At 74.1% G+C, this 21,511-nt stretch carries 16 protein-coding genes and 1 tRNA gene; 6 read left to right on the top strand and 11 right to left on the bottom strand.

Going from position 1 to position 21,511, the window contains the following annotated elements; all coding sequences use genetic code 11:
* Positions 1 to 2 precede the first annotated feature (2 nt).
* The gene (locus ABD299_RS05665; RefSeq protein WP_344259387.1) at positions 3 to 1,121 is read left to right on the top strand and encodes a MupA/Atu3671 family FMN-dependent luciferase-like monooxygenase; all 1,119 of its coding nucleotides are present in this window, start codon (positions 3 to 5) and stop codon (positions 1,119 to 1,121) included.
* Between the two features lie 65 nt (positions 1,122 to 1,186).
* Here ABD299_RS05665 and ABD299_RS05660 read toward each other — a convergent pair whose 3' ends face one another.
* From ABD299_RS05660 to ABD299_RS05650, 3 genes are all read right to left on the bottom strand, one after another.
* A complete protein-coding gene (locus tag ABD299_RS05660; RefSeq protein ID WP_344259385.1) occupies positions 1,187 to 1,987 on the bottom strand; it encodes a thioesterase II family protein in 801 nt (266 codons plus the stop codon).
* Positions 1,984 to 3,033, bottom strand: a complete 1,050-nt coding sequence (locus ABD299_RS05655; RefSeq protein WP_344259383.1) for a ketoacyl-ACP synthase III family protein — start codon at positions 3,031 to 3,033, stop codon at positions 1,984 to 1,986. Before ABD299_RS05655 ends, ABD299_RS05660 begins: the two co-directional genes overlap by 4 nt.
* Positions 3,034 to 3,164: 131 nt before the next feature.
* Positions 3,165 to 3,240 (bottom strand) — tRNA-Arg (locus ABD299_RS05650).
* A 130-nt stretch (positions 3,241 to 3,370) separates the two neighbouring features.
* Between ABD299_RS05650 and ABD299_RS05645 the strand changes: the two genes are divergently transcribed.
* From ABD299_RS05645 to ABD299_RS05625, 5 genes are all read left to right on the top strand, one after another.
* Positions 3,371 to 7,153 carry a dynamin family protein gene (locus ABD299_RS05645; RefSeq protein ID WP_425581258.1) on the top strand — a complete coding sequence of 1,261 codons (3,783 nt, stop codon included), beginning with the start codon at positions 3,371 to 3,373 and terminating at the stop codon, positions 7,151 to 7,153.
* A 336-nt stretch (positions 7,154 to 7,489) separates the two neighbouring features.
* Complete coding sequence (locus ABD299_RS05640; protein WP_344259381.1) at positions 7,490 to 8,902, top strand: Cys-Gln thioester bond-forming surface protein; 1,413 nt, start codon at positions 7,490 to 7,492, stop codon at positions 8,900 to 8,902.
* A 271-nt stretch (positions 8,903 to 9,173) separates the two neighbouring features.
* The gene (gene ettA, locus ABD299_RS05635; protein ID WP_344259380.1) at positions 9,174 to 10,838 is read left to right on the top strand and encodes an energy-dependent translational throttle protein EttA; all 1,665 of its coding nucleotides are present in this window, start codon (positions 9,174 to 9,176) and stop codon (positions 10,836 to 10,838) included.
* Between the two features lie 3 nt (positions 10,839 to 10,841).
* Positions 10,842 to 11,270, top strand: a complete 429-nt coding sequence (locus ABD299_RS05630) for an acyl-CoA thioesterase (protein WP_344259379.1) — start codon at positions 10,842 to 10,844, stop codon at positions 11,268 to 11,270.
* Positions 11,267 to 11,920 carry a DUF8185 domain-containing protein gene (locus tag ABD299_RS05625; RefSeq protein WP_344259378.1) on the top strand — a complete coding sequence of 218 codons (654 nt, stop codon included), beginning with the start codon at positions 11,267 to 11,269 and terminating at the stop codon, positions 11,918 to 11,920. Before ABD299_RS05630 ends, ABD299_RS05625 begins: the two co-directional genes overlap by 4 nt.
* Before the next feature lie 13 nt (positions 11,921 to 11,933).
* On the opposite strand, the gene ABD299_RS05620 is transcribed toward ABD299_RS05625, so the two are convergent.
* The 8 genes from ABD299_RS05620 to ABD299_RS05585 form a co-directional block, all read right to left on the bottom strand.
* On the bottom strand, positions 11,934 to 12,338 hold the full coding sequence (locus tag ABD299_RS05620) for a globin (protein WP_344259377.1): 405 nt from the start codon (positions 12,336 to 12,338) through the stop codon (positions 11,934 to 11,936).
* A 49-nt stretch (positions 12,339 to 12,387) separates the two neighbouring features.
* Positions 12,388 to 13,452, bottom strand: a complete 1,065-nt coding sequence (locus ABD299_RS05615; RefSeq protein ID WP_344259376.1) for an ABC transporter permease — start codon at positions 13,450 to 13,452, stop codon at positions 12,388 to 12,390.
* Positions 13,452 to 14,177, bottom strand: coding sequence for an ABC transporter ATP-binding protein (locus ABD299_RS05610; protein WP_344259375.1), 726 nt, complete (start codon positions 14,175 to 14,177; stop codon positions 13,452 to 13,454). Before ABD299_RS05610 ends, ABD299_RS05615 begins: the two co-directional genes overlap by 1 nt.
* Before the next feature lie 23 nt (positions 14,178 to 14,200).
* Positions 14,201 to 15,067 carry an FHA domain-containing protein gene (locus ABD299_RS05605; protein WP_344259374.1) on the bottom strand — a complete coding sequence of 289 codons (867 nt, stop codon included), beginning with the start codon at positions 15,065 to 15,067 and terminating at the stop codon, positions 14,201 to 14,203.
* 116 nt (positions 15,068 to 15,183) lie between these two features.
* Positions 15,184 to 16,650, bottom strand: coding sequence for a protein phosphatase 2C domain-containing protein (locus tag ABD299_RS05600; protein ID WP_344259805.1), 1,467 nt, complete (start codon positions 16,648 to 16,650; stop codon positions 15,184 to 15,186).
* A gap of 2 nt (positions 16,651 to 16,652) precedes the next feature.
* Positions 16,653 to 19,088 (bottom strand): serine/threonine-protein kinase, encoded by a 2,436-nt coding sequence (locus ABD299_RS05595; RefSeq protein ID WP_344259373.1) that lies wholly within the window; start codon positions 19,086 to 19,088, stop codon positions 16,653 to 16,655.
* Positions 19,085 to 20,377, bottom strand: coding sequence for a coiled-coil domain-containing protein (locus ABD299_RS05590; RefSeq protein ID WP_344259372.1), 1,293 nt, complete (start codon positions 20,375 to 20,377; stop codon positions 19,085 to 19,087). The genes ABD299_RS05595 and ABD299_RS05590 overlap by 4 nt, the downstream gene beginning before the upstream one ends.
* Before the next feature lie 96 nt (positions 20,378 to 20,473).
* The gene (locus tag ABD299_RS05585; RefSeq protein ID WP_344259371.1) at positions 20,474 to 21,487 is read right to left on the bottom strand and encodes a glutamate ABC transporter substrate-binding protein; all 1,014 of its coding nucleotides are present in this window, start codon (positions 21,485 to 21,487) and stop codon (positions 20,474 to 20,476) included.
* Positions 21,488 to 21,511 lie beyond the last annotated feature (24 nt).

The following is a 21,511-nucleotide window of genomic DNA, read 5'->3' as shown; positions in this document are numbered from 1 at the left end:
CCATGGACTTCAGCGTGTACTTCTTCTCCGCCAACGACCGCAACGATTTCGGCGCGCGGTACCGCTTCATCCTCGATGTCGCCCGGTTCGCCGACAGCCACGGCTTCACCGCGATCTGGACCCCGGAGCGGCACTTCCAGGAGTTCGGCGGCAGCTTCCCCAACCCGGCCGTGCTGTCCGCCGCGCTCGCCGCGACCACCGAGAATCTGGGCATCCGGGCCGGCAGCGTCGTCCTGCCGCACCACCATCCCGTGCGGGTGGTGGAGGAGTGGTCGCTGGTGGACCAGCTGTCCGGAGGCCGGACCGGCATCTGTGTGGCAACGGGCTGGCACCGGGGCGACTTCGTGTTCTATCCGGAGCACTACGAGACGCGCAGGGAGCACACCTTCGGGCACATCGACACGCTGCGCTCCCTGTGGCGAGGGGAAGCCGCCCGCTTCCCGGGCCCCGGAGGCCAGGAACTGGAGGTGCGCACCTTCCCCCGCCCCCGGCAGCCCGAACTGCCCTTGTGGCTCGTGCACACCTCCAATCCCCGGACCTGGACCGAGGCGGGACGGCGCGGCCTCAATGTCCTTTCCCTCCTGACCAGCTGGGAGAAGCTGGAGGAGGACATCGCCGGCTACCGCGCGGCCCGTGAGCGGGCGGGCCACGATCCGGAGAGCGGGATCGTCACCATCGGCATGCACACCTTCATCGGGGAGGAGGAGGAAGCGGTCCGGGCCCTCGTCCACGAACCCGTCAAGAGCTATCTCGCGTCCTTCATGACGCAGAAGCGCAGCGACGACCGGGTGAGCGGCACCTCACGGGACACGGACACCGCGGAACAGGACAGGCTCGCGGACCTGATGGCCGAGGACTACTACCAGCGCCGTTCGCTCCTGGGGACGCCGGACAAGTGCGCGGCGACCGTCGGGCGTCTGCGCGCCGCGGGGGTGGACGAGGTCGCCTGTCTCGTCGACTTCGGCCTGCCGTTCGACACCGTGCTGGCGGCGATGCCGGCGCTGGACGCGCTGCGCCGCCGCTGCGCGGGGGAGGACCGCGCCACGCCCGCGACAGCCGCCCCGGCCGCCGGCACGCACACGTCCTCCGGCCCGCTGGGCTGGTACTACGACCGGGGGTGAGACGAGGGTCGTCCCGTGCCCCGTCGACGCGGATCACGGGACGGCCCTCGCCTCACCGTCACCGGTCACGGCACCAGCGTGCGGAGCAGTTCCTCTCCGAGGTGACCGAGCAGGCGACGGCGCTGCTGCTGAAGGAAGAAGTGCCCGCCGGGCAGCAGCGTCGTCGTGCACCCGGCTGAGGTCAGGTCTCCCCATTGCGACAAGGAGGAGTGTGTGGTTTCCGGGTCCTCGGTGCCGCCGTAGGCCAGGACGGGGCAGGACAGCGAGAGGCCCGGAACATACCGGTAGGTCTCGAGCATGGCCGTATCGGCGCGCAGGATCGGCAGGTAGAGGGCGCGCATCTGCGCGTCCTCCCGGATCATCGGCGGGATGGCGCCGTACCGCCTGTCCATCACGTCCAGGTACTCCTCGTCGTCCAGCCGGTGAACGGTGCCCGTGTACGTCCGCTGCTGGGGCGCGTTCCGTGCCGATACCGCCAGGAGCGACGGCTCCATGCCCCAGGTGTCGCGCAGGGCCCGCGCCGTCTCGAACGCCAGGAAGGCACCCAGGCTGTGACCGAAGAGTGCGTAGGGCGGAGTGAGCGTGGCGGCCAGCGCCTCGGCTGCTTCGCGCGCCACCTCCACCAGGCTGGTGGGCAGCGGTTCGTGAAGCCGGGCGTCGCGGCCCGGCAACCGCAGTGCCCACGGTTCCACGGCCGGGGGAAGTTCCCGGGACCAGCCGTGGAACACCGCGGCGCTGCCGCCGGCGTAGGGGACGCAGACCAGCCGCAACAGCGGCCTTGCCGGTCCTTCACTTCCCGTTCCGGCCCCGGCCGGGCGCAGCACCCAGCGCTCGGCCGCGGCCTCCCGCAGGGAGGGGACGGTCATACGGGTGCTCCGGGCGTCCCGGCAGGAGGCGGCTCCAGGATCTCGACGACCGCGCACGAGAAGGCGATGCCCGCCCCGGCGCCGAGCAGCATGACCCGGTCCCCCGGCCGTACCTGCCCCGTGGAGACGAGATGGAACAGGCCGCTGGTCTGGTCGTTGGCCCCCGTGTGGCCCATGGACCGTCCGAAATCCCACACTCCCCGGGAGACGGCGTCCTCGCCGAACGGCTCCAGCAGCCGCCGCAGCACCTGTTCGTCGCCCACGAACTGGTGGGCGATCCGGCTGATGTCGCCGGGCTCCAGGCCCGCCTCCTCCAGAGTCCGTGTGATCAGGCGGCGTTGGGTCTCGCCCATCAGCCGGCCGGCCTGCACCAGGTCCTGACTGCCCTTGTAGGTGGCCGCCCGTTCGCGCAGATCCACCCGGACGCCTGTGGTGCAGCCGGGCGGGAACAGTGGTTCCCCGCCGCGGTTCAGTTCCTCCAGCTCGGGGAGGGAGGTGGCGCACACATTGACCAGGCGGGCGAAGCCGGAACGGCGCGAGAGGACGACAGCCGTCGCCGCGTCACCGAAGAGACCGCCGGGCGTGGCCCGCCAGCGGTCGACCAGCGGGTCCCCCCAGTTGTCGGCCGAGGTCACCAGCGCCGCCGGACGCTGTGGGGCCGCGGCCAGATAGTTGCCCGCCAGTTCCATGGCCGCCAGGAAACCGTTGCACCCCTGGCGGATCTCGACGGCCGGGATCGTACCCCCCACGGTGTGCCGGAGAATGTAGTGCTGGGGGGACCACATGTCCGGGCCCTGGTGATTGCACGAGGCGTGCATCAGCACCGCCACATCGGCCGCCGGATGACCGGACTGTGCCAGCGCCTCGTTCGCTGCCCGCACCGCCATGTCGGGTGCGGGAAGGTCTCCGGCCACCGCGACGGACACCCACTCCAGGTGTTCCGCCTCCGCAGCGTCGTACCACCCCTCCGCCACGGCCCGTTGCGTGGAGACCCGCTCGGGTAGGTACGCCGCCAGGCCGGCGATGTACAGATCGTCGAACATCATGACCAGAATTCCTCTCCGCCGGTGACGAAGAGCATCTCCGAGGAGCGGGCGCCCGGCCCCGGGGGATCCCCCAGCACCCACCCCAGTCCTCGCGGCGCCGCGCGCTCCGCGGCCCAGGCCCCCGGGCGGTGTGGTGCCCCCGGCAGGACTCGAACCTGCGGCCAAGTGCTTAGAAGGCACCTGCTCTATCCGCTGAGCTACGGGGGCGGGTCTCCGCATGGTGGCGCGCGCAGCGACGGCCCCAGTGACCTTGCCGGGCACAGGATAGGGCTTCCGGGGGCCGCCCTCATTGCTTCACGGCAACGCCGCCGTGTGGAGATCCGGTGAAGCAGCCCCGATGATCGCAGGCCCAGGCGAGCGGCGCAGCGTTTTCTCCGCCCTCGGGCGGCGGTGTTGTGCAGTCGTTATCACCGGTGCGGGGGACGCTCGGGGCGGCGGTCGGGGGACTTCGGTCCCGATTTCGCGGTATGTGCTTGGGGAACTTCCCAAAAGCGGGCATTCTGCGCATGTGGCGATCTTGGAGGCACAGCCGGACCTGCTGAACGCGCTCACCGCACTGCGGGAGCGCGTCGCCGCCGCGCGCTTCCCGCTGGAGCTGCCGGGGGCCGCGCGGGCACGGCGCTCACGCGCGGAACTGCTCGCCCAGCTCGACGGCTATCTGCTGCCGCGGCTGCGACGGCCGGACGCCCCGTTGCTCGCCGTGATCGGCGGTTCCACCGGTGCGGGGAAGTCCACACTGCTCAACTCGCTGGTCGGCCGCCGGATCAGCGAGGCCGGCGTGCTGCGGCCCACCACCCGCACCCCGGTGCTGGTCTGTCACCCCGACGACCACGACTGGTTCGCCGACCAGCGGGTGCTGCCCCAGCTGGGCAGGCTGCGGCTGCCCCGCCAGGACGGGGACCGGCCGGTGCCGCGCGGACTCCCCGCGATGGGCCTCGCCACCGATCCCGCCGTCCCCGCCGGGCTCGCCCTGCTGGACGCCCCGGACATCGACTCCCTGGTGGCCCGCAACCGGGACATGGCCGCCGACCTCATCTGCGCGGCCGACATCTGGGTGCTGGTCACCACCGCCGCCCGGTACGCCGACGCCGTGCCCTGGTACCTGCTGCGCAGCGCGCAGGAGTACGACGTGACCCTGGTGACCGTGCTGGACCGGGTGCCGCACCAGATCGCCCCGGAGATCTCCCGGCACTACGCCGGCCAGCTGGAGCGGGCCGGGCTCGGCGACGTCCCCCTGTTCACCGTCCCCGAGCTCCCGGAGTCCGCCGGCGGGTCCGGGCTGCTCCCGGCCACCGCGGTGGCCGGGCTGCGCGAGTGGCTCGCCCACCAGGCACGGGATCCGGCGGCCCGCACGGTCGCCCTCTCCCGCACGGCCAACGGGACGCTGGCCTCGCTGCGCGGGCGGGTGGCGTCACTGGCCGGGGCGTGCGCCGCGCAGTACGCGCTGGCGGCCCGTCTTGAGCAGCAGCTGACCGACGCCTACGCGGAGGCCCGGCAGCGGGTGCGGGCCACGCTGCTCTCCGGCGGGCTGCTGACCGGCCAGGCGCTGACCCACTGGCTGGCCTACCCGGACGACACCGACGCCGGGGAGCTGCTGGACTCCCTCACCCGGGCGCTGTCCGACCTGCTGGCCGAGGCGGTCTGCGCGGCGGACGAGGCCACCACGGCGGCCTGGCGCCGCGAGACGGGCGCCCCGGCGGCGGAACCGGAGCGGCCCGGCGCGGCAGCCGAGCGCGTGGGAGTGCTGGTGCGCCGGCTGCGCCGCTGCCTGGAGGAGCTCGCCGAGGAGGTCGCCCGGGCGGCCCAGGCCCCCGGGCCGGCCGACCCGGACGACACCGCGGCGATGCTCGTCACCGGGCTGCTGGGCGGNGGGGGCCCCGCCCGCCGGCCTGGCGGCCGAGACGCTCCACGGCACGCTGGGGCCCGACATGGCGGCCGGTCTGCGGGAACGGGCGGCCCGGCTGCTGGAGGAGTGCGTCGGCCGGGTGCTGGCCGCCGAACGCGAACGCCGCGGGGCCGGTCTGCGCCGGCTGGCCGTCACCGCGGACGAACAGGTGGGCCTGATGGCCGCCCTGTCCACCCTGACAGCCACCGGAGAGGGGTGAGCCACGTGCCGGAGAACACTGCCACGGCCCACGGGCAGCAAGAGGCAGCGCACCGCCCGCGATCCGCGGAGCAGGAGGCGGCGCAGGCGCCGCGCGACGCCCCCGCGGCCGGACCCCGCGAGCACGCCCACGCCGCCGGCGAGGCACCGGCCGGCCAGGAGCACCCGGAGCACGCCGGTCACGGTCACCCGGGTGCCGCGGCGGACGGGGAGCCGGCGGGGCGGGAGCCGGGCTGCTGGGACGACGGGCTGATCGCGCGCCGCGCGCGACCCCGGCCCGAGCCCGGGGACACCGCCCCGGACGGCGGGCGCGTCCCGCTCCAGATCCCGCTGCCCGCCCCCGGCACCGAGCAGGAGTCCGCCCTGCGCTGCCGCCTGATGGCCCTGCGCGAACTGGTGGGCCTCTCCCGCACCCGGCTGGACGGCAGCGTGCTGGCCGAGGCCGGCCGGGTGCTGGACGAGGCCGCGGCGCGCGAGCGGCTGCCGAAGACCTACACCACCGTGGCCGTGGCAGGCGCCACCGGCAGCGGGAAGTCCACCCTGTTCAACGCCCTTGCCGGGGCGCAGCTCTCCGAGACCGGAATCCGCCGCCCCACCACCGCCGCCACCATCTCCTGCACCTGGAGCACCGGCGACGGACCGGGGCCCGACGGGCTGCTGGAGCGGCTGGGCATCCCGGCCCGGTCCCGGCGCCGGGCGCACGTCGTCGACCCCGCGCTGCACGGCCTGGTGCTTCTCGACCTGCCCGACCACGACTCCGCCGCCCCCGGCCACCGCGAACAGGTGGACCGTCTGCTGTCACTGGTGGACGCGGTGATCTGGGTGGTGGACCCGGAGAAGTACGCCGACGCGATGCTGCACGAGCGCTACCTGGCGGCCTTCGCCGACCACGCCGAGGTCAGCGTCATCGTGCTGAACCAGATCGACCGGCTGCCCGGCGAGGCGGCCGACGCGGTCCTGCACGACCTGCGGCGGCTGCTGGACGAGCGCGGCATCGCCCTGGGCGAGCACGGCGAGCCGGGAGCCGGGGTCCTGGGCGTCTCCGCGCTGACCGGCGAGGGCATCACGGAACTGCGGCAGGTGGTGGGCGGACTGGTGGCTGGTCACCAGGCGCCGGCCCGGAGGCTGGTCGCCGACGTGGACGGCGCCACCCGCAGGCTCCGCCCGGTCTACGTGGCGGACACGGTGCAGGCGCCGTCCGGGCTGACGGCGCGGGCCCCCGAGGAGTTCGAGGAACGGGTGGCCGCCGCGGTGGGCGCGCAGGCGGCCGGTCAGGCAGCCGAGCGCGGCTGGCGGCGCCGGGCGGAGGAGGCGTGCGGGACCCCGTGGTCGCAGCTCGCCCGCCGGCTCGCGGCCCGCCGCGCGGCGCGCCGCGGGGAGCCCGCGGCGCTGGCCGAGCGGCGCCACCGGACCGGGCAGTCCCCGGAGGTCTCCCGCCCGGCGCTGCGGTACGCGGTGCGCCAGCTGGCCGAGGACGCCGCGGACGGTCTCCCGCAGCCATGGGCCAAGGCGGTGCGCGAGGCGGCCTGGCGCGGCGCCGAACAGCTTCCGGGGGCCCTGGAGAGCGTGCTGGCCTCCGAGCGGGACGGGGAGCCGGCCGGTCCGGCCGCCTCGCCCGGCAGGCCGTTCCGGCCGCGCTGGTGGACAGCCGCGGCGGTCGGCCAGGCGGTGCTGCTTGCCGCGCAGTTGCTGGGCCTGTGCTGGCTGGTCCTGGCGGTGGCGGGGCAGCCGGCGGCGAGCGCCTGGCTCCCGGTGGGCCTCCTGGCGGGCGGGGCGGTGGCCGCTCCGCTGCTCGCCTGGTCGTGCCGGGTGGCCTCGCGCGGCCCGGCCCGTGACTGGGGCCGGAGGGAGGAGTGGCGGCTGCGCCGGCTGGCGGCGGACTGCGGGCGCTCGCACGTACTGGAGCCGGTCGCGGCGGAGTTGCTCCGCTACCGGGAGGTGCGCGAGCAGTACGTGATCGCGGCCGGCACGGCGGCGCTGGCCGGCGGTCCGGACGGCGGCACGGCCGGGCGATAGGCGCCGGCCCGGACCCGTCGCGGTGACGGGCCCGGGCGGTGGCGCGGGGGCGCCGGGGGTGTCACCGGGTCCGGGACCGTGCCGTGGGCATATCCCGGCCGCGCGGGCCCCCGGACGGCTCCCGCGAAGGTCGGCCGGCTGTCAACTCTCTGTCCCTTAAAACCTTTTCCTGGGGGTTCCCCGGTAACAATTCTGCGACGGTGCGCGTAAAGACGGGGGCCGGTGGGGACGGCGGGGCGCCCGGTCCATACGATCCCGGCGTACCCACGGGGATGTTTGATGACGCCGACGAGCGGTGTGGCGGACCGGCCTGCGCTCGTCATGGAGGGGACACACATGACATTCGTACGCAAGCGGGGACTCACCCGCTTCGCGGCCACGGCGGCGGCCACCGGCCTGCTCGCGGCCGGCGCGATCGCCACCGCAGCCCCCGCGACCGCCGACGAGAACCCGCGCAACGGCGGCGCGACGGCCACGCTCGAGGGCCTGAAGATCGCCGACCTGGTCGACGTCGAGAAGGACGGCAAGACCCACACCTACGGTGCCGGCCTGTTCGTCCTGAACGTCGAGGACGGCGGCACGCTGCACACGTACTGCATCGATTTCGGCACTGCGGCGAAGAACGACTCCCTGTACAAGGAGACCGGCTGGGAGTCCACCAAGCTGCACGGCAACCCCAACGCCGGCAAGATCCACTGGATCCTGCAGAACTCCTACCCCGCGGTCGACGACCTCAACGCGCTGGCCGAGAAGGTCGGTGCCGGCTCGCTGACCCAGAAGCAGGCGGCCGCCGGCACCCAGGCGGCGATCTGGGGCTTCTCCGACGGTGTGGATGCCACGCCGAAGAACGGGAACGCCAAGAAGCTGGCCGAGTGGCTGACCAAGAACGCCGGTACTGTCGAGGAGCCCGGCGCCTCCCTGGAACTGGACCCCGTCCAGGTCTCCGGCAAGCCCGGCCAGAAGCTCGGCCCGGTCACCGTGCGCACCGGCTCCGGCTCCGCCGTGATCACCCCGGACCCGGCCGCCGCCGAGTCCGGCGTGACCGTTGTTGACGCCGAGGGCCAGCTGGTCACCGAGTCCACCCCGGTCGCCGACGGCGCCCAGCTGTTCTTCGACGTGCCCGAGGGCGCGGCGGACGGCAGCGCCTCGCTGACCGCCTCCGTCACCTCCCAGGTTCCGGTCGGCCGTGCCCTCACCGGCATCGACGTCGAGACCCAGACGATGATCCTGGCCGGCTCCTCCGACTCCTCGGTGAGCGTGAACGCGACCGCCAGCTGGGCGAGCGAGGGCCCGTCCCCGGCGGTCACCGCCAAGGAGACGTGCGTCGAGGGCGGCGTGGAGGTCACCGTCACCAACGACGGTGACGAGCCGTTCACCTTCACCCTGGCCGGCGAGGAGCGTCAGGTCGCTCCCGGCGGCAGCGAGAGCATCGTCGTGCCCGTCGAGGAGGGCCAGGCCTACGAGATCACCGTGACGGGTCCGGAAGACGGCGAGGACTGGGTCTTCACCGGCGTGCTGGAGTGCGAGACCGGTGGCGACGGCGGCAAGGAAGAGGTCACCGAGAACGACCCGACGCCGGACGGCGGCACCGAGGAAGAGGTCGAGGAGGACGAGGGCCCGAACCTCGCCGAGACCGGCAGCAGCGGCAGCCCGATGCTGATCGGCGGCATCGCCCTGGTGCTCGTGCTCGGCGGCGCCGGCGCGGTCTTCATGCTCCGCAAGAAGGCGGCCGCCACGGCCGGCGAGTGACACCGGCCGGCAACGGCGGTCACGAGTGACACCGTGCGCTAACCCGTTCCCCTCCCGTCCGCCAGGGGCGTGACGGAAGGGGAACGGCGCAGGGGGCGGATCCGGAAGGGTCCGCCCCCTGACGCATGCCCGCGCTCCCTTCGTGCCCGCGCACCGCCGTGCGGCGCACGCCCGCGGACGCGGTACCCGCCGGTTTCCGCCCGGGGCCGGGGATGCGGCAGGATGGGGGACGTCTGCCCGCACCCTTTCACTGACTGCCGGACGGTTTCTCTTGGCTGAGTACATCTACACCATGCGCAAGGCGCGCAAGGCGCACGGCGACAAGGTGATCCTGGACGACGTCACCTTGGCCTTCCTGCCCGGCGCGAAGATCGGTGTCGTGGGTCCCAACGGCGCCGGCAAGTCCACCGTGCTGAAGATCATGGCCGGTCTGGAGCAGCCCTCCAACGGTGACGCCTTCCTCTCGCCCGGCTACACCGTCGGCATCCTGCTGCAGGAGCCGCCGCTGGACGAGTCCCGCACGGTGCTGGAGAACGTCCAGGACGGCGTCGCGGAGACCAAGGGCAAGCTCGACCGGTTCAACGAGATCGCCGAGCAGATGGCCACCGACTACTCCGACGCGCTGCTGGAGGAGATGGGCAAGCTGCAGGAGCAGCTGGACCACGCGAACGCCTGGGACCTGGACGCCCAGCTGGAGCAGGCCATGGACGCGCTGGGCTGCCCGCCCGGCGACTGGCCCGTCACCAACCTCTCCGGCGGTGAGAAGCGCCGCGTCGCGCTGTGCAAGCTGCTGCTGGAGCAGCCCGACCTGCTGCTGCTGGACGAGCCCACCAACCACCTGGACGCCGAGTCCGTGCAGTGGCTGGAGCAGCACCTGGCCAAGTACCCGGGCACCGTCGTGGCCATCACGCACGACCGGTACTTCCTGGACAACGTGGCCGAGTGGATCATGGAGCTGGACCGCGGCCGCGCCCACGGCTACGAGGGCAACTACTCCAAGTACCTGGAGACCAAGCAGGCCCGGCTGAAGGTCGAGGGTCAGAAGGACGCCAAGCGGCAGAAGCGGCTGAAGGAAGAGCTGGAGTGGGTCCGCTCCAACGCCAAGGGCCGGCAGGCCAAGTCCCGTGCGCGGCTGGCCCGCTACGAGGAGATGGCGGCCGAGGCGGAGAAGACCCGGAAGCTGGACTTCGAGGAGATCCAGATCCCGCCGGGCCCCCGGCTGGGCAACGTGGTGGTCGAGGTGGAGAACCTCGCCAAGTCCTTCGGCGACAAGGTCCTCTTCGACGGACTGTCGTTCTCGCTGCCGCGCAACGGCATCGTCGGCGTGATCGGCCCCAACGGCGCCGGCAAGACAACGCTGTTCAAGATGCTCCAGCACCTGGAGGAGCCGGACGCCGGCACCATCAAGATCGGCGAGACCGTCAAGATCTCCTACGTCGACCAGAACCGTGCCAACATCGACCCCAAGAAGACGCTGTGGGCCGTCGTCTCCGACGAACTGGACTACATCAACGTCGGGCAGGTCGAGATGCCCTCCCGGGCGTACGTCAGCGCCTTCGGCTTCAAGGGCCCCGACCAGCAGAAGCCGGCCGGGGTGCTCTCCGGCGGCGAGCGGAACCGCCTGAACCTGGCGCTCACCCTCAAGCAGGGCGGCAACCTGCTGCTGCTGGACGAGCCGACCAACGACCTCGACGTCGAGACGCTGTCCTCGCTGGAGAACGCGCTGCTGGAGTTCCCCGGCTGCGCCGTGGTCATCTCCCACGACCGCTGGTTCCTGGACCGCGTCGCCACCCACATCCTCGCCTACGAGGGCGAGTCCCGGTGGTTCTGGTTCGAGGGCAACTTCGAGGCGTACGAGAAGAACAAGATCGAGCGCCTCGGGCCGGACGCGGCACGCCCGCACCGGGCCACCTACAAGAAGCTGACCCGGGGCTGACCGATGCGCCATGTGTTCAAGTGCCCGCTGCGCTGGTCGGACATGGACTCCTTCGGGCACGTCAACAACGTCGTGTTCCTCCGCTACCTGGAGGAGGCCCGGATCGACTTCATGTGGCGGCTGGCGCGCGAGGCCGCCTCGGGGGCCTTCACGGGCGGCTCCGTGGTGGCCCGGCACGAGATCGACTACCTGAGGCCGCTGGTCCACCGGCACGAGCCGGTGGACATCGAGCTGTGGGTGGCGAAGATCTCCAGCGCGTCGGCGACCTTCGCCTACGAGGTGCGCGACGAGGAGGAACTGTACGTGCGGGCCTCCACCGTCATCGTGCCGTTCGACCTGGAGGCGCAGCGCATCCGGCGGCTGACGGGGGAGGAGAAGACCTTCCTGGAGAAGTACTTCGACGACCGGGCCACCGGCAGCGGCACGGTATGACCCGGCTGTCCTTCGCCGGTCCGGGGGACGCCGCGGGGCTCGCGGCGTTCCTCGGCCGGCAGTTGCGCTGGGACAAGGCGGCGGCGGTCCGGCTCCAGGCCGGGGACGGCGTGGCGGCACTGTTCACCCGCCCGGCCCGCTTCGAGGTGCTGGCCGTCCTTCCCGTCGCACTGCGCGAGGGGGTGCCGGAGCCCCTGGACCGCACGGTCTCGGCCGGTGAACTGCTGCACGGCATCGACGAGCAGGACGGCTCGGTGCTGCTGCCCGGGCCCGTCACCGGCCCGCCGTGGGCAGGTCTGCTGCCGCCGCGCGGCGGCTGGGAGCAGCGCGCCGAGATGCCCGCCTCCCGTTTGCGCGAGGCCGCCGCCGCGGTGGTGGCCGAGTTCAAGGAGCGCACCGAGGCGCTGCCGGCCGACGGCCGCACCCGCTCGGCGGTGGACGCCCTCGCCGAGGAGATCTGGTCACGCCCGCTGCCCGGCACACAGCTGCCGTCGCGGGCGGTGCACGCCGCACACGCGCTCGGGTTCCTCCGCACCCAGGAGCCGGGGCTGATTCTGTCGGCCGGTTCGTGGCTGCGGCTGCGCACCGCGCCGGGCTCGGTCGCGGTGCGGCGCGGCGGCGGGCCCTCCCTCGGCGTCATGCCGCTGTAGCCGGTGGGGTGGGTCAGTCCGGGGTGTTGATCATGGTGGCGGCGGCGTACTGGAGATAGCGCCACAGCTGCTTCTCGTGCTCGGCCGACAGCTCCAGGCTGTCCACCGCGTCCCGCATGTGCCGCAGCCAGGCGTCGTGCGCGGCCCGGTCCACGGTGAACGGCGCGTGCCGCATCCGCAGCCGCGGATGCCCGCGCCGGTCGCTGTAGGTGCGCGGGCCGCCCCAGTACTGCATGAGGAAGAGCGCGAGCCGTTCCTCGGCCGGGCCCAGGTCCTCCTCCGGGTACATGGGCCGCAGCAGCGGGTCCTCCGCCACTCCTTCGTAGAACCGCTTCGCGAGCTTCCGGAACGTCTCCTCACCACCGACCTGTTCGTAGAAGGTGGTGCTCTGCAGGCTGCCGCGGGGAATCTCCATCACCCCCTCATGGTCTCAAACCGCGAGGCCCTCCCGCACCGGTTGCCCGGTTTCACGCGTCGTCCCAGCGGAACATCCGGGCCGCGATCACCGTGAGCACCGCGGCGAACGCCAGCAGGATGCCCATGGCAGGCAGCGCGTCCCCCCAGCCGCCGCCCCGCGACAGGACGTCCATCATCGCCTCGTTGAGGTGCCGCAGCGGCAGAACCCGGGAGACCTGCTGCAGCCAGCCGGGCATGCCGTCGACGGGGAAGAACGAGCCGGACAGGAACGCCATCGGCAGGATGACGACCTGCAGCACGCCGTTGGCTGCCTCCTCCGACTTCGACCAGGCACCGATCACCAGGCCGATCGCCATGAAAGCCATCGTGCCGCAGGCCACCAGCGGCAGCGCCAGCCACCACTGCCCGGTCAGGCTGAGCCCGTAGAACGGGATCGTCGCCACCCCGAGGAAGATCGCCGTCTGGGCGAACGCCAGCCCCAGACTCACCCCGATCCGCGCGCCGATCACCGTCCCCGGACCGACCGGGGAAAGCCACAGCCGCCGCAGGATCCGCTTCTTGCGCCAGTTCACCAGCGTCAGGGCGGACATGAACGAGGCGCCCATGGCCACGGCCCACCCCAGCAGCCCCGGAGTGAGGAACTGGATGGCCTCGGTCGACTCGTCCGCCACCTGCTCGATGTTGAGGCGGTAGGCCGGCGGCCGGCCGGTGGCCGCCAGGTTCGCCTGCTGCACGACGCCGTCGACCAGGGCGCGCGCACTGCCGGCCCGCACCTGGTCGGCGGCCGAGTAGCGCAGCTGGATCTCGCCGTCCTCCTCCCAGACGGCGGCGTCGGTGTCGCCGGCCCGCACGCTCTCCAGCGCCTCCTGCAGGTCGCCGGTGCGCTCGATGGTCAGCACGGTCTGGAGCTGTTCCAGCTCCGGGCCGCCGATGCTGTCCAGCACCTCGACCCCGCCGACCTGGGCGAGACGGACCTGCGAGGTGGCGTCGCCCCGGAACAGCGCGCCGAACAGCAGCAGGAACATCAGCGGGAAGAGCAGCATGAAGAAGACCGCGGTCTTGTCCCGCACCAGGCCCTTCACCATGGCGGCGGACAGGCTCAGGAAGGCTCCCATCAGCGGTACTCCCTCCCGGTGAGCTGGAGGAAGACGTCCTCCAGGTTCGCCACGCCCAGCTCCCGGATCAGCTCGGCGGGCGGGCCGATCCGCAGGATCCGGCCGCGGTCCATCACCGCCACCCTGTCGCACAGCGTTTGTGCCTCGTCCATGTAGTGGGTGGTCAGCACCACCGTCCGGCCGGCCGAGTTGATCTCGCGCAGCATGTCCCACAGATTGCGCCTCGCCTGCGGGTCCAGGCCGGTGGTCGGCTCGTCCAGGAAGACCAGTTCGGGGTCGTGCACCAGCGCGCAGGCGATCGACAGCCGCTGGGCCTGCCCGCCGGACAGCTTGTTCTCCCCGACGTCCGCCTTGTCGGTCAGCCCGACCGTCTCCAGCATCTCGTCGGCGCGCTGCGCGCTCACCCCGTAGAGCGAGGCGAAGGTCCGAATCTGCTCGCGGGCGGTCAGCTTCTCGAAGAACGCGGAGGACTGCAGCTGGACCCCGATGCGCGACAGCAGCGCGGGGTTGCGCGGCCAGGACGGCTCGCCCAGCAGCCGGGCACTGCCCTCGTCGGGCTCGCGCAGGCCTTCGACGAGTTCGAGTGTGGTGGTCTTGCCTGCGCCGTTGGGCCCGAGGATGCCGTAGAACTCGCCGGTGGCCACTTCGAGGCTGACCCCGTCGACCGCCTGGACGTCCCCGTACCTCTTGCGCAGCCCTTCCACGATGATCGCTGCCGTCGCCATGGGCCGGTTTCTCCGTTCGGTGGTCAGGTCCGGTAGATCCGCAGTGTCGTCCAGGCGCCCACGTGCACGTGGTCGCCGTCGTGCAGTGGAACCGGCACGAAGGGCTGGATGGGCTCCTCCGAGCCGTTCACCGTGGTGCCGTTGGTCGAGTCCTGGTCCACCACGGCCCAGCTGCCGTCCGGCTGCTGCACCAGCACGGCGTGCTGGTGGGAGACGCCGGGATCCTCCGCCGGCCGGGACAGGTCGATGTCCGGGGACTCGCCGGTGGAGGGCCGCCGTCGGCCGATGGTGACCTGCGGCCCGTTCAGCGTCACCTGCTGCTCGGGCACGTTCTCCGGCATGGCCAGCCGCGCGGCCTCCGGGCCCGACCGGCGCATCATGGCGCCGAAGTACTCCCGGTCGGGGCCGATGGTCACCATCCAGGTGCCCGCGCCGCCGTGGCCGGGATAGCCGCCCTGCCCGGGGCCGCCCTGTGCCCCGTAGCCAGCGGGCGGCGGGCCCGGCGGCGGGGGAGCCGGCCAGCCCGGGCCCTGCCCGGTCTGCGGATTCCCGTAGGCCGGGGGCGCGGGCGGCGGGGCCGCCGGGTACGCACCGTGCTGCGCCTGCGCCGGCTCCTGCCGGCCCGGGGGCACCGGCGGGAGGTAGGCGGTGGGGGAGTTGGTGGGGGAGTTGGTCAGGAAGTTGTACTGGCACTGCGGGCAGAACGGGGCCGGTGACTCCCGCGGCGTACGGCACTGCGGGCACGCCTGGGTGCGGCCGTCGCCGGGACCGAACCCGCCGCCGGGCGGCGGGGGCGGAGGCACCGCACCCGCGGGCGCGGGCATGCGGTGACCGCACGTGTCGCACCATTCCTCGGCCATCGAATGGTGGCCGTTCGGGCAAGTCGCCATGTGACTGCCTCCCCCTCGGGTCACTTCCTCACCCGGACCGTTCCGCGGTCCGGGCCTCCAGCGTCGCGACGGCGTCGTCGACAGTCGTACCGAGCCGAAGAGTACCGTCCGCCCCGTCAGGGCTGTCCATCACCGGCCCCGCTCGCGGCCGGGCCGGCAGGGGCTCCGGCGGCGAGGGGCCACGGGACGACCGCGACCGTCACGTTGTCGTGACCGCCGCTGTGCAGGGCGTACCGGACCAGTTCCCGGGCGCCGGACAGCGGCGCGGTGCGGGAGTCCGCCGGGACCACGCGGGCCATCTCCGCGGCGGACTCCGCGTAGTTCCACAGCCCGTCCGTGCACACCACCACCACGCCGGGCCGGTCCGGCGCGAAGGACTGGGTGTGCGGCTCGACGTCCTGGGCATCCGCCCCGAGCCACGCGGTGATGGCGTGCGCGCGGCGGTCGGCCATGGCCTCCGCCTCGTTCATCAGGCCGGCGGCGACCATCTGCGCGGCCCAGGAGTCGTCCTCGGTGAGCCGCGCGGCCGCGGCGTCGCCGGCGTCCAGCGGCACCCAGTAGGCACGGCTGTCCCCGACCCACCCGACGGTGAGTACCCCGCCGGCCGCGACGGCGCTCACCACGGTGCACGCCGGAGCGTTCTTGCCCGGCGTCCTCGGGCCGCCGGCCAGGTCGTTCACCGCCCGCGCGGCGTCCATCAGTGCCTCGTGCATCGCCTCCTTGCCCCCGGTCCCGCGCGGGAGCGAGCCCAGCAGCGACCGGGACGCGGCCCGGGCCGCCGCGGCGGACGCCTCGTGCGGCCGGTCGGAGGAGGAGACGCCGTCGCACACCACGGCGATCACGGCGGGCGAGCCGTCGGGCAGCGCGGTGGCCGAGATGGCGAACGCGTCCTCGTTGCGGTGGTGCCGGGACCCGACGTCGCTCACCGCGGCCAGCCCCTCCAGCGCCTGCTCCGCGTGATCCGGGGTCCCGGAGCCGGCCGGAGCGCAGCCCGGGCAGGCGCCGTCGGGGCCGGGAACCCCCGTGCCGCACGCGGCGCAGAGCGCGGGCGAGGCGGGTGCTGCCGGTGCGGCCTCGGGGCGGGCGGCCTCGGGCGGTGCGGTACGGGGGTCCGGTGGCCCGTCGGCCGCACCGGCCCGCGCGGACTTCCCGGCCGCCGGAGCGGAGGGCCCCGCCGCGGCCGGGGGGTGTCCCCGGTCCGGGGTCCGCGGCTGTGCGGAGGACTGATCGGGAGCCCGGGTGTGTGCCGGGGCCTGTGGCAGGACCGGCGCCGGGGCGGGCGCCGGGGACTCGGGGCGGGAGCGGGCCGGTGTCCCAGGAGGCGTTGCGGGCCGGGGGTCCGCCCGGTGGTGCCGGGCCGGGGCAGGATCTGGGGAGGGATCCCGGGGGGAGGCGGCGGCCATGGGCCGGGGGTCGGGGGGCTGCAGCCGGAAGTCGGGCTCCGTGGGTGTCCGCACAGCGGTACGGCCGCCGTCCGCACGCGCGGCCTCCAGGTCGGCACCGCACCTCCCGCAGACGCGGGAACGGTCGTTCAGCGGCTCACCGCAGCCGGGGCAGGCGGAGAGTTGGTCGAGCTGCGGCATGGTCACACCCAAGTCCTGGGGCGGAAGCGGTTGGCCGCCTCCACCAGATCGATCCGTTCTTTCTTGCTCGGAGTGAGCCGGGCCAGCCGGCGGAAGGAGCGTTCCAGTCCCAGCCTGATCCCCTCCTCGTCCAGCCGGTGGCCCAGCAGATGCTCCCGGGCCGGTCCCCCGGGAGGCGGCGGGTGCGTCTGCCCGGCCCGTCCGGCAAGTACCCAGTCCAGCGCGGCACCCAGCACCTCACAGGACAGTTGTTCCCCGGGCGCCGGTTCCAGACCGTCCGCCCTGAGCTCCTCGACCTGGCGCGCGGCGGCCCGCAGGACGGGCAGCAGCGGGTCGGTCGCCGGCCGCTGCCGCAGCCGGGCCCGCACCGCGGCGATCCGGGCCGCCGCGCAGTGCGCGGAGGTGCGCGGCACCGATTCCAGCGCGGCGACGGCCCCTTCCCGGTCGCCGGCCGCCAGCCGGACCCGGGCCAGCCCGAACCCGGCACCGACCTGCCCGGGGTCGGTGGCCCACACGATCGCGTAGTAGCGGGCTGCCTCCTCCAGCCGGCCCTCCACCTCCGCGCACACGCCCAGTGCCAGCTTCGGCGCCACCTCGCCGGGCAGCGCGTCATGGACGGCGTCGAAGGAGGCGGCCGCCGCCTCCGCGAACCCGCGCGCCAGCGAGACCAGCCCCTGGTGCCAGACCACCCGCCAGTCCTCCCGGTGGTGCTCCTCCAGTTCCTCCAGCGCATCCAGGGCCCGGTGCACGCGCTGCTCCGGAGCCTCCAGCAGGGCCCGCAGCCGGCGCAGCCGCAGTTCGAGGGAGTCCGCCGGAGCGGCCTTCAGCGCGGCGAGCACGGTCCCGGGGGCGGCTCCGGTCAGGCCGGCGAGGAACGCGGCGTTCGGATCGTCCGGATCGGGGAGGGGCACCGGCAGTGCCACCGCCGACCGCCGGGCGTCGAGCCGGACCGTGCGCGGCGCGGCCGGCGGTACCAGGGCGGAGGCCGGGCGGGGGCGGGCCGCCGCGCGCCGTGAGCCGGCCCGGGCCCCGAGCACCGACACGTCCCGGCCCGCCCGGGGCAGTACGCCGGTGTCCACCACGGTCCGTTCCGGCCCGAACAGCCGGGACAGCGCGGGCTGGGCGATCCCGGTCCGCAGCGCGACGACCTCCCGCAGCACCCCGGTCAGCTGCTCGGCCATCTCCTCGGCGGAGGAGAACCGCCGGGCCGGCTCCGGGTCGGTGGCCCGCACCAGGAGCCGGTAGAAGGACTCGTGGGCGCGGAACACCTCCACCGTCTCCGGGTCCGGGAGACTGTCGGCGTACACCGTGGTGAAGCCCTGGAAGTCGAAGGTCAGCAGCGCCAGGGTGCGGGCCACCGTGTACAGGTCCGAGGCGACGGACGGGCCGTCCTCGGGCACCTCGGGGGCCTGGTAGCCGGCCGTCCCGTAGACCGCGGAGACCTCGTCGTCCATGCGCCGCACCGCGCCCATGTCGATCAGCTTGAGCCGGTCGCCCTGCTGGATCGCGTTGTCCGCCTTGAAGTCGCAGTACAGCAGGTGCCGGCTGTGCAGGTGGCCGAGCGCGTCCAGGATCTCCAGGCCGTAGGCGCACGCCTGGTCCACCGGCAGCGGGTCGCGGTGCCCACCCGGCGCGTGCCGCGCGTTGGCGATCTCCCGCAGCGATCTGCCGCCGACGTACTCCATGACGATGTAGCCGTCCAGGGAGCCGGTGCGCGGGTCCGGGTGCTCGACGAAGTTGTAGATCCGCACGATGGTCGGGTGCTCGATCTCCGCGAGGAAGCGCCGCTCGGAGATCGCCGCCAGCATGGCATCCTCGTCGCCGGTGTCCAGCAGGCCCTTGAGCACCACCCAGCGGTCGGCGACGGCCCTGTCCACGGCGAGGTAGACCCAGCCCATCCCGCCATGGGCCAGGCAGCCGGCGATCTCGTACTGCCCGTGCACCAGGTCCCCGGGGGCCAGCTTGGGCAGGAAGGAATACGGGTGGCCGCAGCGCTCGCACCTGCCCTCGGCGGAGCCCGGCCGCCCCTCGCGGCGGCGGCCCACCGGCGCGGCACACCCGCTGTTGCCGCAGAACCTCTTGCGTTCGGGGACCTCGGGCCGCTCCATCACCGCGGCCAGCGGGTCGGGCCGCGGCACCGGTGGCACCGTCACCAGCCCGGCCCCCAGCCGGGACCGGGACGAACCGGCGGCCGAGCGGGAACGGCCCAGCGGCGCGCGCCGGTATGCCGCGGGGACGGAGTGGCCGGGTCCGGGCCGCGGGGACGGCGGCAGGCCCGGGCGTGTCACCTCGGTGGCGACCGGTCCGAGTACGCCCCGCCGGGACAGCGCCGGTGCCGCGCCGCAGGTGTCGCAGAACAGCCGGTCCCCGCCGTCGTCCCGGTACCGGCCGGTGCAGCCGCGCCGCCGGCACGGACCCGAGGACTCCGCCCCGCTCACGTGCTCCTCCTGTCGCCGCCTTCGCGGGCGGCCGGGGGACCGGCCGCCTGATGAGGGACCAGGACCTCTGCCGCCGCCTGCCGGTAGCGCAGCACCGCCCGCTCCGCCGCCCGCAGGTCGCACGGCGCGCTCCACAGCAGACGGCGGGCGGCCGCGTACCGCTCCGCCAGCAGCGGCTCGCCGTCCCGGCCCAGCCGGGCGACCCGGGCGCGGCAGGCGTCCAGCCGGCCGCGCAGCTCCGCCCGGACGGCCAGCGGTGTGGTGACCGCCGACAGCGAGGCCCGGGCGCGTTCCAGCTCCTCCTCGGCCCGCACCTCCAGGGATTCCAGCAGCGGACTCAGCCGGTGCCACTGGGCGCGGCGCCGGTACTCGGCCGCCGCGGTCAGCTGTTCCTGGAGCTCCCCGGGAGGTCCGCCGACCGCCGGCACCTCCGAGGCGGCGATCTTGGCCAGCACCTCCCCGCGGGCCAGCCGGGCCTCGGCGAGGGTGCGGTCGGCCCGCGACAGCAGATCGCGCAGCCGCATCAGCCGCTCCTCGGCGTCCCTGCGGACCCCGAGCACGGCCTCCACCTCGCGCCGGATGTCGTCCAGGGCACGGGCCGCCCGGTCGTAGCGCGTCGTGTCGGGCCGTCCGCCGCCGGGTGCGCTGCTGCCGCCGTCCGGCACCCAGAAGGCCAGCGGGTCGGCGATGACCTCGGCGCGCAGCGCGGTCAGCTCGCCGGTGACGCGCCGCAGCTCGTCCCCGGCCGGGTGCTCCCCCGGGCGCACCCCCGCGGACCGGGCCAGCCCGCTGAGCCGCCGCAGCTCGGCCGAGAGCAGGTCTATCCGGGCCGGCAGTGCCGACCACACGGTGTCGGCGGCGATCACCACGGCGAGCACCTCCGCGTAGCCGGCGTTGATGCGGCCGACCAGTTCCTGCCAGCCCACCCGCGCGGCCGTCCCGTCCTCCTCGGGGAGCGGCAGGTTCCGCCCGGTCAGCAGCATGGTCAGCTGGAGCAGTTCCTGGCGCCCGGGGGAGCGGCGGCGGTCGCGCAGCTGCCTGGCGGTCTCCAGGGTCTCGGTGCAGATCTCGTAGTACGTCCACAGCCGGGACACCGTCCGCTCGGCGCCGGCCCACCGTTCGCGGGTCGTACCGGACAGCGCGGTGCCCTCCAGGAGCCGGCGCCCCGCGTGGTCCTGGAGTGCGAGCAGGGAGGACTCGATCGCCTCGTGCTCGGTGCCGAGCCGCGCCAGTTCACGGTCGGCCTCCTCCCGGCTCAGTACGTGCCCGCCGGAATCCGGGGCGGCCATCGCGCTCCCCTCTCCGTGTGCGGCCGCTGGCGCGGCCGGTCGGTTGCTGTCACACCCTCTCGCAGATCTCTTCCCCGCGTCCGGCGGTACGAGAGCTCAGTCCCGGTAGACCGGTCCGGGCGGCCGCGGGGACCGGTCCCCCAGGTGGCCGGCGAGCCAGCGGTCGTAGGAGTCCCGCCACGGGCTGCCGGGTCCGCCGTCGCCGCGGAACTCCTCCAGCACCCGGTTGACCCGGCGGATGAGGTCCTCGTCGTCCGGGTGCATCGCGATGGCGTAGGGCTCCACCGTGACCGGCTCGCCGACCAGACGCATCGCCGGGTCCTGGGCCGCCTGGCCGGCCGCCAGGGCGTTGTCGGTCATCACCGCGTCGGCCTCGCCGAGCTGGACCCGCACCAGGCAGTCGAGCTGGTGCGGGACCAGTACCGTGGCGGCTCCGTGGCTCTCGGCGGCCAGCAGGTCCGCCGCGGTGGAGCCGCGGGCCGCGCACACCCGGGCGTCCCGCAGGCTCGCGTCCCAGCCGGTGACGGGGGAGCCGTGCGGTGCGAGCATCTGCTGCCCGGCCTCGAAGTAGGCGGTGGAGAAGGCGATGTGCTCGCGCCGTTCACAGGTGACGGACATGGTGCGCACCACCATGTCGAGGGTGCCGTCCAGTATCCGCGGTATGCGTTCGGCGGTGGGCACGGCCCGGTAGACCACGGTGGGCCGCTCGCCCAGCAGGTCCTCGGCGACCGCCCGCACCAGATCGATGTCGAAGCCGGTGATCTCTCCGCTGCCGGGCGCCCGGAAGCCCCACAGATAGCTGTTCTGGTCGACCCCGACGACCAGACGTCCGCGTTCCTGGATGCGCCGGACGGCCGGTCCCGCCTCGCCGGAGGGCCGCAGCCCGGCCGCCGGGTCGCTGCCGTCGGCACAGGTCTCCCGTTCCGGGGCGGTCGGGACGGGCAGTGGGGAGGCGGGGCGGAAGGTCTCCGGGACCCCGGGCGCGGCGGCCGGTGAGGACTGCCCGGCGCCGGTGGCCGTCCCGGCCGGGACGGCCAGGAGGGCGGCCACGAGGGCGAGAGCCGCCAGGGCGGTCCGGCCGGCCGGTGGGGTCCGTCCGGTTCCGTTCACCGGTTCTCCCCCGAGGGAGTGCGC

Source organism: Streptomyces sodiiphilus (assembly GCF_039529215.1).
Taxonomy (GTDB): Bacteria; Actinomycetota; Actinomycetes; order Streptomycetales; family Streptomycetaceae; genus Streptomyces; species Streptomyces sodiiphilus.
Note: the sequence above shows the minus strand (reverse complement) of the source record. Positions and strands in the feature narration are given on the sequence as shown.